The organism is Pirellulaceae bacterium, assembly GCA_019636385.1.
In the GTDB taxonomy this organism is placed as follows: Bacteria; Planctomycetota; Planctomycetia; order Pirellulales; family Pirellulaceae; genus Aureliella.
Window position 1 is genome coordinate 669,606 of the sequence record JAHBXT010000003.1, and the last position, 13,378, is coordinate 682,983.

At 54.2% G+C, this 13,378-nt stretch carries 10 protein-coding genes; 6 read left to right on the forward strand and 4 right to left on the reverse strand.

Features of this window, described 5'->3' with window-relative positions; translation table 11 throughout:
• Positions 1 to 6: 6 nt before the first annotated feature.
• The 6 genes from KF752_13325 to KF752_13350 all read left to right on the forward strand — a co-directional run bounded on the left by KF752_13325 (position 7) and on the right by KF752_13350 (position 6,439).
• Entirely contained in the window at positions 7 to 1,272 is a 1,266-nt protein-coding gene (locus tag KF752_13325) for an NADH:ubiquinone reductase (Na(+)-transporting) subunit B (protein MBX3422529.1), read from the forward strand.
• Complete coding sequence (locus KF752_13330) at positions 1,262 to 2,092, forward strand: Na(+)-translocating NADH-quinone reductase subunit C (protein MBX3422530.1); 831 nt, start codon at positions 1,262 to 1,264, stop codon at positions 2,090 to 2,092. Before KF752_13325 ends, KF752_13330 begins: the two co-directional genes overlap by 11 nt.
• The gene (locus KF752_13335) at positions 2,073 to 2,699 is read left to right on the forward strand and encodes an NADH:ubiquinone reductase (Na(+)-transporting) subunit D (GenBank protein ID MBX3422531.1); all 627 of its coding nucleotides are present in this window, start codon (positions 2,073 to 2,075) and stop codon (positions 2,697 to 2,699) included. The genes KF752_13330 and KF752_13335 overlap by 20 nt, the downstream gene beginning before the upstream one ends.
• A 5-nt stretch (positions 2,700 to 2,704) precedes the next feature.
• Positions 2,705 to 3,325 carry an NADH:ubiquinone reductase (Na(+)-transporting) subunit E gene (gene nqrE, locus KF752_13340; protein MBX3422532.1) on the forward strand — a complete coding sequence of 207 codons (621 nt, stop codon included), beginning with the start codon at positions 2,705 to 2,707 and terminating at the stop codon, positions 3,323 to 3,325.
• Between the two features lie 126 nt (positions 3,326 to 3,451).
• Positions 3,452 to 4,738: an NADH:ubiquinone reductase (Na(+)-transporting) subunit F gene (gene nqrF / locus KF752_13345; protein MBX3422533.1), complete on the forward strand. Its 1,287-nt coding sequence runs from the start codon at positions 3,452 to 3,454 to the stop codon at positions 4,736 to 4,738.
• A 9-nt stretch (positions 4,739 to 4,747) separates the two neighbouring features.
• Complete coding sequence (locus KF752_13350) at positions 4,748 to 6,439, forward strand: dihydroxy-acid dehydratase (protein MBX3422534.1); 1,692 nt, start codon at positions 4,748 to 4,750, stop codon at positions 6,437 to 6,439.
• Here KF752_13350 and rfbA read toward each other — a convergent pair.
• The 4 genes from rfbA to KF752_13370 form a co-directional block, all read right to left on the reverse strand.
• On the reverse strand, positions 6,425 to 7,285 hold the full coding sequence (gene rfbA / locus KF752_13355) for a glucose-1-phosphate thymidylyltransferase RfbA (GenBank protein MBX3422535.1): 861 nt from the start codon (positions 7,283 to 7,285) through the stop codon (positions 6,425 to 6,427). The two genes, KF752_13350 and rfbA, sit on opposite strands and share 15 nt — an antisense overlap.
• A 21-nt stretch (positions 7,286 to 7,306) precedes the next feature.
• A complete protein-coding gene (locus KF752_13360) occupies positions 7,307 to 9,799 on the reverse strand; it encodes a tetratricopeptide repeat protein (protein MBX3422536.1) in 2,493 nt (830 codons plus the stop codon).
• 64 nt (positions 9,800 to 9,863) lie between these two features.
• On the reverse strand, positions 9,864 to 10,733 hold the full coding sequence (locus tag KF752_13365; protein ID MBX3422537.1) for a sugar nucleotide-binding protein: 870 nt from the start codon (positions 10,731 to 10,733) through the stop codon (positions 9,864 to 9,866).
• A 123-nt stretch (positions 10,734 to 10,856) separates the two neighbouring features.
• The gene (locus tag KF752_13370) at positions 10,857 to 13,343 is read right to left on the reverse strand and encodes a tetratricopeptide repeat protein (GenBank protein MBX3422538.1); all 2,487 of its coding nucleotides are present in this window, start codon (positions 13,341 to 13,343) and stop codon (positions 10,857 to 10,859) included.
• Positions 13,344 to 13,378 lie beyond the last annotated feature (35 nt).

Genomic DNA, 13,378 nt, shown 5'->3' on the forward strand with positions numbered 1-13,378 from the left:
TGAGTCATGAAGCTATTGCGCGATATGCTGGATAAACTGCATCCGCTCTTTGATAAGGGCGGAAAGTTTGAGAAGCTGTATCCAGTCTATGAAGCTGCCGATACGTTCTTATACGCGCCTGGTGCCGTAACGCGCGGTCTAACCCACATTCGCGATGCGCTGGATCTGAAGCGCATGATGAGTATGGTGGTTATGGCATTGGTTCCTTGTGTGCTCATGGCCTTGTGGAACACCGGTTATCAGGCGAACTTGGCAATCACAGGCTTGGAGGCAGTGGGGGCTGCTCCAAAGTTGGATTGGCATCATGATCTGCACACCTGGTTGGGCTTGGGGCATGACCCCCAGAACCTGTGGGACAATATCGTTTACGGTGCTTTGTTTTTCTTTCCGGTCTACATCGTCACCTTGGCAGCCGGTGGAACCGCCGAATTGATTTTCAGTGTGATCCGCAAGCATGAAATCAATGAAGGCTTTTTAGTCACGAGCTTGCTGTTTCCGCTTACCTTGCCGCCAGCCATTCCACTGTGGCAGGTCGCCTTAGGAATCTTGTTTGGCGTGGTGATCGGCAAAGAGATATTCGGCGGCACCGGCAGAAACTTTTTGAATCCGGCCCTGACCGGACGAGCCTTCCTGTACTTTGCCTATGCGGGCCACATGAGTGGCGATAAAGTGTGGACCGCCGTCGATGGTTTTTCTGGCGCGACACCCTTAGGGCAATTGGCAGCCGTACAGCCAGGGCAACTCAATGTGGTTATGGACTGCATGCAGAATATCGCGACCACCACCGGAACTCAGTCCTTGGTTTGGTGGGATGCCTTCCTAGGGGTGATGCCAGGATCGATGGGCGAGACGAGCGCCTTGGCTTGTATATTAGGCGCGCTGGTGTTGATCTCTACCGGCATCGGTTCGTGGCGCATCATGGCTGGCGTGTGTGGCGGAGCATTGGTGCTTTCATCGCTGCTGTACCTGATACCTAATCCCGCCAATCCTATGTTTGGCATTCCTCCCTGGTGGCATTTTGTGCTGGGCGGTTTTGCATTTGGTACCGTGTTCATGGCTACCGATCCTGTCAGCGCGTCGATGACCGAGACCGGCAAGTGGATCTACGGTGCATTGATTGGAGCGCTGACCATTATGATTCGATCGATGAACCCGGCCTTTCCAGAAGGAATCATGCTGGCCATTCTCTTTGGCAACGTGTTTGCGCCGCTGATCGACTATTTTGTGGTGCAGGCGAATATCAAACGGAGGGCTATCCGCTATGGCGCTTAATAAGGATTCGCTGTTAAACACGCTGTTGGTGACGATTGCATTGTGCGTCGTCTGCGCTTTGTTGGTCAGCGCCGCCGCTGTGGGGCTGAAAAGTCAGCAGGCTGCCAACAAAGAATTGGATTTGAAGAAGAATGTGGTTGGGGCAGCAGGGCTGAGCGGCGATCGTTCAGTGGGCGAAATGACGGCTGCCGAAATCAATCAGGTATTCGAATCACGCATCGAACGCAAGCTGGTAGACATCGCTTCGGGAAAGTTCGTTGAAGATGCTGATGCCAACTATGATGCTCGCAAAGCTGCTAAAGATCCGCAGTCGCAAAAGCCGGTTAAAGGCAGTTATCCGATTGGACTCAGCAATCGCGAGCCTCAGGCGTGGGTTTACCTGGTCAAAGATAGTGCTGGCCAAATCGAAAAGGTCGTTCTGCCTGTTTACGGTAAAGGGCTGTGGTCCACGCTGTATGGTTTCGTGTGCTTGGAGAAGGACTTGCGGAGTATTGCCGGCTTGACCTTCTACGAACATGCGGAAACGCCCGGCCTGGGCGGCGAAGTTGAGAATCCACTGTGGAAGGCCAAGTGGATCGGTCAGCAAGTGTGGGAGCAAGGCAAACCGGCGGTTGATGAAAATCTGCGAGTGGGCGTTGCCAAGGGAGCGCCCAGCGAGGCCAATCAGGCTTACGAAGTGGATGGGCTGTCGGGCGCTACGATTACCAGTCGCGGCGTGAGTATGTTGCTCAAGTATTGGTTCAGTCAGGAAGGCTTTGGGCCGTTCCTGAAGAATTTGGCGTCACAACAGGGAGCCGCCGATGGCAAAGCAAACAGTTAAGGATGTGGTCCTTAAGCCAATCTTTAAAAACAATCCCATTGGACTGTTGGTGTTGGGCATTTGCTCGGCGCTGGCCGTGACCACCAAGATGGACACCGCACTGGTGATGAGTATCGCCGTAACTTTGGTTACCGCGTTTTCTAGTGCGGCGGTCAGCCTGATCCGGCACCGAATTCCCGGCAATATCCGCATCATCGTGGAAATGGTCATCATTGCCTCGTTCGTGATTCTGGTAGATCAAGTTCTTAAGGCGTTCCTGTATGACATTAGCAAGACGCTTAGCGTGTTTGTGGGATTGATTATCACCAACTGCATCGTCATGGGGCGAGCCGAAGGGTTTGCGCTCAAGAACGACCCCAAGATGTCGTTCTTGGACGGAGTCGGCAATGGTTTGGGATACAGCTTTATCCTGATGAGCGTGGCTTTTGTCCGGGAGCTGTTTGGCTCGGGCAGTCTGTTTGGAGTGGCCCTCTTGAAGCCCATTACGGCTGAAGGTTGGTACACGCCCAACGGACTGATGCTGTTGTCGCCAAGCGCCTTTTTCTTGATCGGCATCATCATTTGGATTATTCGAACCTTCAATCCTGAACAGGTCGAGAAGGAGTAGTCGCTATGGATCAATTAGGGGAACTGACTAGCCTGTTTATTCGCGCGGTGTTCATCGAGAATTTGGCGCTTTCTTTCTTCTTGGGAATGTGCACATTTATTGCGGTCTCCAAGAGCGTGAAGACGGCTATTCAATTGGGAATTGCCGTGATCGTTGTCCAGGCGTTGACCGTACCTTTGAACAATCTGCTGTTTCAGCATGTGCTGAAAGAGGGCGCTTTGGCTGGTTTATTGGGCCAGAGCTACGCTACGGTGGATCTGTCGTTTCTGGGGTTGATCACCTACATCGGAGTGATCGCGGCCAGTGTGCAGCTTCTGGAGATGATCTTGGATCGCTTCGTTCCAGCTTTGTACAACACGCTGGGGATTTTTCTGCCGTTGATCACCGTGAACTGTGCCATCTTAGGTGGCACGCTGTTTATGGAGCAACGCGACTACAACTTTGTCGAGAGCGTCGTCTACGGACTTGGCTCGGGTTTCGGTTGGGCGCTGGCGATTGTCTGTTTGGCTGCAGTTCGCGAAAAGCTGCGTTACGCCGACATTCCGGCGGGCCTGCGAGGTTTAGGAATTACGTTCATAACGGTGGGCTTGATCGCTATGGCGTTCATGGCCTTCTCCGGTATGTAGCGGTGTTCGCCAGCACGCGGCGGCTGAATTGGCTTGGCCCGTGCTTGGTTGGCGCGGTTACCAGTGGCGGTTACAGTTTAGAGTTTGACTAAGAATTCGCGGGGTCTCCTTTTGGAGCGGGTGGTTATGGTCACAAGTGACGCAGTAGTGTTAGCTGAAGCTGTGGCGGCTGTTGCCGCACCGGCGGCACCCAATACGATCATTGTTGGCGTAGTTGCCTTTACGTCTGTGGTCTTGGCTCTGGTGGCCGTGATCTTAGTCGCTAGACGATCGCTGACGCCTTCGGGCAATGTAACGCTAGAGATCAACGAATCCAAGAAATTGTCGGTTCCGTGCGGTGGCAAGCTGCTGGGCGCTCTGGCCGATCAAGGCATCTTCGTTTCTAGCGCCTGTGGCGGCGGCGGAACTTGTGCTCAATGCAAAGTCAAAGTTCACTCCGGCGGCGGCGATATTCTGGATACCGAACGCTCCCATATCAACAATCGCGATGCCAAGGCGGGTTATCGATTGAGTTGCCAGGTGGCCGTCAAGCAGGATATGAAGATCGAAGTGCCGCATGAGGTTTTCGAGACCAAGAAATGGCGCTGTAAAGTGCGGTCCAACGACAACGTGGCTACCTTCATCAAGGAGTTGGTGTTGGAGTTGCCGCCTGGCGAGCAAGTCGATTTTAAGTCCGGCGGCTATATTCAGATCGAAGCTCCACCACATTCGGTGGCATACAAGGACTTCATAATTGATCAAAGGTTCCACGAAGACTGGGATAAGTACAACGTCTGGAGGTATGTTTCCAAAGTCGACGAACCGGTGATTCGCGCCTATTCAATGGCCAATTACCCTGGGGAGAAGGGCATCATCATGCTGAATGTTCGCGTGGCCTCCCCGCCTCCGCGAGCACCCGAAGGGACGCCTCCTGGCAAAATGAGTTCCTACATTTTTGGACTCAAGCCCGGCGATGAAGTTACCATTTCGGGACCATATGGTGAATTCTTTATTAAAGACACGCAAAACGAAATGGTTTACATCGGTGGTGGCGCCGGCATGGCACCGCTCCGCAGCCATATTTTCGAGCTATTTCGGAACCTCAAGACCAACCGCAAGGTGTCTTATTGGTATGGCGGTCGCAGTACGCGCGAGCTGTTCTACATTGACCATTTCCGAGCTATCGAGAAGGAATTCCCCAATTTTTCGTTCCACATCGCGTTATCCGAACCCAAGCCGGAAGACAATTGGACCGGTTACGTGGGGTTCATTCACCAAGTCGTCCGCGATAACTATCTCTCCAAGCACCCAGCGCCAGAGGACATCGAGTACTATCTTTGCGGACCGCCAATGATGAACGACGCGGTGTTCAAGATGTTGGATGACATGGGCGTCGAGAGAGACAATATTGCCTACGACGATTTCGGCGGATAGACCAAGTCGATGACGCAGCCTCTGAATTGGAACAGTCGCTTTCTGACGCAAGGTTGGCAGCGCTCGATCACCGCTTTCTACTACGGTCTGGGTATGACCGAAGCCGAGTTCGATCGGCCGCAAATTGGAATTGGCGTGCCCCTGCTGGAAGGCAACATCTGCAATGTTCATGCCTATGAATTGGCACGACTGATTGCTGACGGCTGTCGGCAAGCTGGCATGTTTGGCTTCCCATTCGGAACGCCTGGGGTCAGCGACAATATCACTCAAGGTCACGATGGCGGCAACGCGAGTCTGGTATCGCGCAACGTAATCGCCAACTGCTCTGAATTGGTTGTTACTTCGCATTATTACGATGCGCTTGTGGGTATGCACCATTGCGACAAGAATGGTCCGGGCTTTGCCATGGCCCTGGCGCGCACCAACTTTCCGGGCCTGATTGTCAGTGGTGGCAGCATCATGCCGGGGTGTCACCAGGGTCGCAATGTCACCATCTTGGATGTCTACGATTCGCAGGCTCAGGCCAATGTCGGCGCCATCTCACAGTCCGAGGCCGATGCGATTCGTCGCGTGGCCTGTCCCGGACCCGGCGGCTGTGGTATCGCCGCCTCCTTCAACACCTGGGGCATCTTACTTGAGGCCGTGGGGTTGATGTTGCCCTACAGCAGTTCGATACCGGCGGTTGACCCAGCAAAACGACAAGAATGTCTGGAAGTGGGCGCGGCGGTGCGGCGACTATTAGAAATGAATCTGCGTCCGCGCGATATTGTGACTCGTCAGTCTCTGCGCAACGCAGCGGCAACGATCGCCGCCATCGGTGGCTCGACCAACGGCGTGCTGCACCTGTTGGCGCTGGCTCGAGAAGCTCAGGTACCATTGAGTCTGCGCGAGGTGCAAGAGATATTTCGCAACACACCCATCCTGTGCAGTTTTGCGCCACGCGGTGATCAGACGATGGTGGATTTGCATCATCTGGGTGGAACGCCGGTACTGTTGAAACACTTGTTGAAGGCAGGTCTGTTGGACGGCAGTTGCCTGACCGTAACTGGCCGCACCTTAGCCGACAACTTGAAAGACGTCCCCGATGTGCCGCGCCAGCAGAAGTTGATGGCACCTATCGGCCAGCCGTTTAAGCCTTATGCCGACATGCAGATTTGTTTTGGCAACTTGGCTCCACAGGGGATTGTCTTCAAAGTCAGTAGCTTACAGGCTCCGCAATTTCGGGGCACTGCCATCTGCTTTGATGATGCGCGCCGTGTAGCCGAAGCCGTTCAATCGCGACGCATTCAAGCCGGCAATGTGATCGTGCTGCGTTATCTTGGACCAGTAGCCAGCGGGATGCCTGAAGTTCTGATTGCGTCAGCGGCGCTGGCGGTTCCGGAATTAGACGGCAAGGTAGCACTGGTTTCGGATACGCGCGTCTCAGGTGTTTCTCACGGCGCCATTGGCGTACACTGTTCGCCCGAAGCTGCAGTGGGAGGGCCTATTGCACTGGTCGAGGACGGTGATGAAATTAGCTTTGACGTGCAAGCCGGTACCATTACGCTGCACGTCAGCGATCAACAGTTAGCTCAGCGCCGCGCCGCCTGGCGTGCGCCCAAGCTCGATCACACGCGTTGTTATCTGGCCGACTTCGCAGCCACAGTCGCCCAAGCCCACGACGGCTGCGTCAGCCGCGCGATCTTGTTAGTCGAGCAATGACTGTAAATACCGTCCGTAGCCGCTATGTTGCGTTAGGGCGGCCAGGCGTAGCAGTTGAGCGTTATCGATGAAGCCTTGGCGCCAGGCGACCTCTTCGACGCAGCCGATCTTCAACCCCTGGCGCTGCTCGACGACGTGCACGAATTCGCTGGCTTGCAACAGTGATGCGAAGGTGCCGGTATCCAACCAGGCGGTACCGCGCCCCAGCAATCGAACTTGCAGCTCGCCCATTTCAAGATATCGCCGATTGACGTCGGTAATTTCATATTCGCCGCGCTGTGAGGGCTTAAGAGACTTAGCGATGTCGATGACACGATTGTCATAGAAGTATATGCCCGGCACGGCAAAGTCGGATTTGGGCTGCGCGGGTTTCTCTTCAATCGAGATGGCTTGCTGGCGCTGGTCGAATTCTACAACGCCATACCGCTCGGGGTCGGCCACGCGGTAGGCGAATACAATGCCACCCTGAGGATCGCTGCAACTGGCCAGCGTCTTGGCAAGTCCCGCACCGTAAAAAATGTTATCGCCCAAGATGAGCGCGCACTTGTCGTCACCAATGAATTCTTGACCAATCACAAATGCCTGCGCCAATCCATTGGGTACCAATTGCGGTTGATACTCGAATCGACAGCCCACATCGGATCCGTCGCCCAGCAGTTGTTCGAAGAGCGGCAAGTGCTCGGGCGTGGAGATGATCAGCACGTCGCGAATGCCAGCTAACATCAGGGCTGACAACGGATAATAGATCATCGGTTTGTCGTAGACTGGCAGCAACTGTTTGCTGATCGCCCGTGTTAGAGGATAGAGTCGGGTGCCCGAACCGCCCGCCAGGATAATACCTTTCAAAATTGTGTCTCCTCAGTGGGGTTACGGTTCGACGTAAGGCTGCTGCTGTTCATACAGGCGAATCTGCGCGCCAAGTGATGTTTGCAACTGTGAATTACCGGCTTGCTCGGCCAACTGCAAGGCTTGCTGACCGGTCGCGACAGCTTGGTCAAACTGTCCACTGGCCGCATAGGCAGCAGCTAAAGTTGACAGCAACTGGGCATCGGGCTGGTCGAGCAGCTTCTGCGCTTGGGTAACCAGCTCGATGGCTCGCGATGGATTGCGAACTGCCGAGTCGCGGTGGGTGGACAACAGCCATGCCAAGTTGTTGTTCGCGGGAACGTTGTCCGGCCACAGCTCGATTGCTCGCTGATAGCTGTGCATCACTACAGTTGCGTCATCGGATTTACTATCCAGTTCCGCAAGTCGCATGTAGACTCCTGATAAGAAGCGCTTGGCGTCGGGCCGTTCATTGCCGGACAACTGCCTGATGATCTCCTGCAGTTGGCTACGAGCCGCGTCGCCTTGGTCTAATTGGTCTAGTATCCCGACCAGTTGCATTCTAGCGCTGAAGTGCGTCGGGATGTCGCGAATCAACTGCTGTAACGTATCGGCGGCGGCCGGCAATTTGCCAGCCGCAGCCAAAGCGCGAGCTAGCAGTTCGATGGCGGCGACATCCTGCGGATTCGCGCTGAGCAATTTGCGAATTCGTTGTTCCGCCTGAGTTGTCTGTTCCATTTGCAACTCTATTTCAGCCGCTGCGCGCAGCAAATCCGGGTGATCCGGCTCGCGGAGCAGAGCTAACTCGAATTTTTCCAAGCCTGCCTGAGGTCGTCCCGACTTAGCAAGTGCAACTCCCCAGTTGGCCAGTGTGGTGCGCCAGGCGGCGTCGGGATGTACCTTGGTTAGTAAGCGCGAAGCGGCCGCAAATTGATCGGCAGCATCAAAATAGCGCCCTGTATCTAATAACACCCACCCATAATTGACGTGAACCATCGGCAAGTCAGGACGCAATTGGATCGCCCGTTGCAGCTTGGGTAGTGCTCGCCCCGTATCCCCCAAGGCATGCAGCGCCCGACCATGGGTCGTTAAGAACAGGCCATCTTCGTCGTCCCATTGCTCAGATTGGCGGCAGTGAAACTCGCAGCGCTGATAGTCTTCATTTACCAGGTAATGTTCGGCCAGATAGCGATGGGCTAGCCAATTTCGTTCGGTATTGGCTGCTGCATCCGAGAACAGCGTTACCGTGTCCTGCCACTTCTCCGCGCGCCGGAAGGTCATCCAGCCTAGCCCGACGGCCATGATAATACCCGCTATTGACAATCCAGATAGCGTTAGCCAGCGGTTCTGAGAATGTTTCACAGAATCATACAGCATCCATGCCAATGCAATCCACAGTCCCCAAAAGGGAATGTAAACGTAACGATCAGCGACTGCATGGGCGCCGATATGGACGATCCCGATCATGGGGATCATCGTCCCCAAGTACCACAACCAGCCAACTAGTAAGTAACGTCGCCGCTGCCCATACCAACCGCACACTGCGGTCACTGTAATTAACAGCATCAAACAGCCCGCGACCTTGAGTGCATGATTGTCGATGCCGTACAGAGGATACAGCACAGACAATTTCACTGGCCAAACCATCATCCGCAGATACTCGACGTAGGACACGACGACATTGGCCAGGCGCTCTTGGAATGGATACTTGCTCGACTGGGCGATCGCGTTGTCTTGTGCATACAATGTCAACAGGCTGGTGGCCATCGCCATGACGATTAGGGGAATTTTGTCCGGTAGCAGGTGCCACCAGCCTCTTATCAGGTCGACAGCACTTGGCCATCCACTTCGCAGCTCCTTTTGGAAAGGCGATCTTCGCAATGGCCAGAAATCGAGCAGAAGCAACGTCAATGGTAGGGTGACCATCGTCGGCTTGGCCATCAGCGATAATGCATACAGGCCGATACACCCCGCATAATCAATCATGCGCGAGCGTTCGGTCCAGCGTGCGTAGCTCCAAATTGATAGGATTGTAAACAAGGTGCTTAGGACAGTCTTCCGTTGAGCGACCCAAGCAACCGATTCCACATTCAAGGGATGCACTGCAAACATCGTAGCCACAAGTATGCTGGGTAGCACGGTACCAGTCAGTCGTTTAAGCAACAGAAAGAGCAATACGACGTTCGCTGCGTGCAAGCCGACATTGACGGCGTGGTGAAATTCTGCACGCGGGCCAAACAGGCTTACATCCAGCATGTGGCTGATCCATGTCAATGGATGCCAATTGCTCGCAGATCTGGCGTCGCTAAACGCCCATAAGATGTTTGGGATAGACAGGCCCGACAGTACTCGTGCATTACCAAAGACGTAGGTTTGATCGTCGTAGTTGACAAATTCTGCGAAATACGCTGGTATGTAGCTGACCACAGTCAGCAGTACCAACGCACAGCACAATACAATCACTATCCATCTGTCAGCCAACGGTAGACTGGTTGATGGTTGAGCGGGCCGTGCTGGTTTCTTTCGCTTAGGCATAGATGGAACTGGAGAGCAACAGTGAGTTTTGGGGTACGAGTGACCGCCTGTGGGGCGCAATAAGTTAGTTCACGGACCAATTCTCCAACGCTCGAATAATTGCCGCGCGGACCGGCAACATCTCGATGCCGGTGGCCAAAAGCTTTGAAGTGTCCAGCACGCAGTTGGAGCGTGGTGTCTTAGCCGCTAGACGCATGAATTCCTGTTCACTTTCGAAAAACTGGAAGCGCTTGTTAGGACGGAGTAATTGCTGAATCAGTTCGACCACCTCAGCCGTCGTAATCGAACCTGGATTGGTAATATTGTAGGTTCCAAACGGAACCTGCCTCTGCCAGCACTCCCAGCACACTCGCACGAAATCGTCTAGATCAGTCACGGAATTGCGAGCGTCCAGCAAGCGATCGTAGCTGAGCAATTTCGAGAGATAGTTTCTACTTGAATGCTGATGATTAAATGGTATTCGCAAGCGCCAAATGTACGTCTGCGAACTTCCGCTCAGGAGTTCTTCGCCCAGTGCCTTGCAGCCTGAATAGAAGCTGCAGTTGTTGTGTCGAAAGTCAAAGTTGGGTGGATCGGCTTCGGTAAACCCAGAACCATCGGGGCGTGCGCCGCTATAAATGCAGCCCGACGAAATGTGCCCCCATGCCAGATTATTGGCCTCGCAAACCTGCCGAACGACGCCGGGCAGAACGCTGTTTCCCGACAAGCATTCCGTCCTGTGCAACTCGCAAGCGTCGACATTGGGTTTGCCGGTATAGCCTGCAGCATTGATCAGAAAATCTGGACGCAACTCACGGACTATTTGGTCTAAATTCTCGAGCGCATAGTTGCGGGTATCCCGACGCGAAAGACCGCGATAGGCGACCCCCCTGGAATCGAGAAAGCGAGTGAGGGCCGAGCCCACATAGCCGCTGCTGCCAAGAATCAGAAGCATAGCAGCCTCGCAGAAGCCAGACCATTGAGCCTAATTTGTTGTAGTAGCAAACGTACTGGTGCGAATTGAACGTTTGTGTTCCTATTTTGTCGGCAATGGATGCGGTGTTCAAACGGCATGCGCTTACTCCAGGTGTGACTGACCGTTCTTGTATTTCTCTAGCTGCTCGTTCAGCGACTGAACTGCATCTGGTATGGGGTGAATTTGCAATAACTGCCTGGCTCGCTCGGCACTGGTAACGGCCTGATCAAATTGCTGGTTTGCCGCCAGGGCTGCTGCCAAAGTTGAATGTGCCGACCACTCGTTGTCACCAGACAGCTCGAGGGCTTGTTGAGCCAAAGTCAAGGCTCGCTGGGGGTCACGCAGTTCGGCTTGGGAGCACGTGGCCAACAACCATGCCAGATTGTTGATTGCCATGGCGTTGTTCGCCCAGTAGTCGAGAGACTTCGTGAGTAGCTGCACGGCAGTTGCGGGGTCTGCCCTTGTCCACGACTCGGCCAATTGACAATAGACCCGCGACAGAAAAGAAGCAACTTTAGCCTGATCGAATTTTGATAGTTCGTCAATTAGGGCCTGCCACCGGGCGCGGGCCTCATCCACTTGACCCGCCTGCTGCAACGCATTGGCCAACTGTAATCGAGCGTCATAATGATTCGGAATGGATTCGACTAACTGTCGTAGGTTTTGGATGACTGCCGGCAGATTCCCCTGAACCCGGTAGATTTCAGTCAACAATTGGAAAGCTGCTAAATCGCCTGGATTCCCCTGTAAAATGGAGTGCACTCGCTGCTCGGCACGCTGCAATGCCCCTAATCGGATATCCAGCTGCGCGGCAGCCCGAAGTAAATCAGGTTGGTTAGGTTCAAGCGACAACGCGTACTCAAATTTCCCTAATGCCTCGGCTGGTTGCCCCAACTCGGACAACGCAATTCCCCAATTGGCATAGGTGATTCGCTTTGAATAGACCGTATCCTTGTCGGTCAAGAGTTGCGCAGCGGCGGACAACTGATCGGCGGCATCTTGGTATCTTCCGAAATCCAGGTAAACCCAGCCCAAATTGGCACGAGCCAGTGCCATGCTGGGGTCTAATTCGACCGCGCGTTCCAGCCGCACGATGGCTTCCGTAGCCGAGCCAATGGCGTGTAACGCGCGCCCATATGCCGATAGGAAATGCGGGTCTTCTCGTCCCCAGGTTTCTGGCTGTTGGCAGTGGTAGATGGTCTGGCGATAGTCCTCCAGTTGCAGATAGTGATTGGCTAGTACGCGATGCGCTAGCCAATTGCGCTCTGTGTTTTCGACAGCCGAACCGAACAGTGTTTCCGTGTCATGCCATCTTGCGGCTTGCCGAAATGTCAGCCAGCTCAAGCAGCCAAACATCACGGTTGCCACCAGTGCCAGGGCCCATTTCCAGGACTGCGAAATCGTCAGGCGTTGCAATCCGTGGTGCCCTGCCCAAACCAGTCCTATCCAGATGCCCCAAATTGGCACGTATACATAACGGTCTGCCAGTGCCTGAGCACCCACCTGAATCAAACCGATGACTGGAACCAGCATCCCCAAGTACCACAACCAGCCCACTAACAGATAACGCTGCCTCAGGCCCAACCAGAGGCATGCCACAGAGACAGTTGCTACGAAAAGCGTTGCTCCAGCAACCCTGATGACCGTGATGGTGTCGGCGTACAGCGGGTATAAGACAGCCAACTTGACTGGCCAGATCATCATCCATAGATATTCAACGTAAGCGATCGTGACATTACCTAGCCGAGCCGATAATGGATATTTGTCAAATGGATTCATCGCATCCGATTGAGCTACGAGCGTCATCCACACGCCACCCATCGTCAGCACAAAAAACGGGATTTTTTCTGGAAGCAGACGCACCACACCCCAAATAAGTGCTTGCAACCGAGCCGATGCACTATCGGTGGCCGGCTCCATTGCCTGACGCTGTAACGGCCAGTAGTCCAAGAGCAGTAACCCAAAGGGTAGTGTTACCAGCATTGGCTTGGCCGAAAGTGACAATGCGAACATGACCAGGCTGACAACGTATGCTCGCAGGCTGCGGTGTTGTGCGTAGTCGCTATAAAACCAGATTGTCAAAATGCCCAACAGCGTACTGAGCGTCGCCTTACGCTGCGCTATCCAAGCCACCGACTCGACATTCATGGGATGTACTGCGAATAAGCCGGCGACGATTAGACTGGCGATCGTTTGTCCCGTCATTCTTCGCAATAGCAAGAACAGCAAGACAACACAAGCCACATGGAACAGGACATTCATCACATGGTGGCCTGCGGGCGCTGTTCCAAACAGTTCGGCATCCAGCATGTGGTTGATCCACGTTAGCGGATGCCAATTCGAGGCGTAATCGGTCGAAGTGATTGCCCAAGCGATATTGTCTGCCGTCAATCCACTAGCTACATGCACGTTATCGCGCACATACATCTGATCGTCGAACTCGATATACCCAGCTCGATAGACCGGCAGGTAGCTGACAAGTGTGACTGCAGCCAACAAGACACTGAGAAGTGCAGGGCTTGTGGTCTTATTGCCAACCGGCGCTGATCTAGCAACTGGCTGATTGTGCTTTTTCTTGCGCTTCGGCATGGACAGGGATTTGCTGGTGGGGGGCGAGCCGCTGT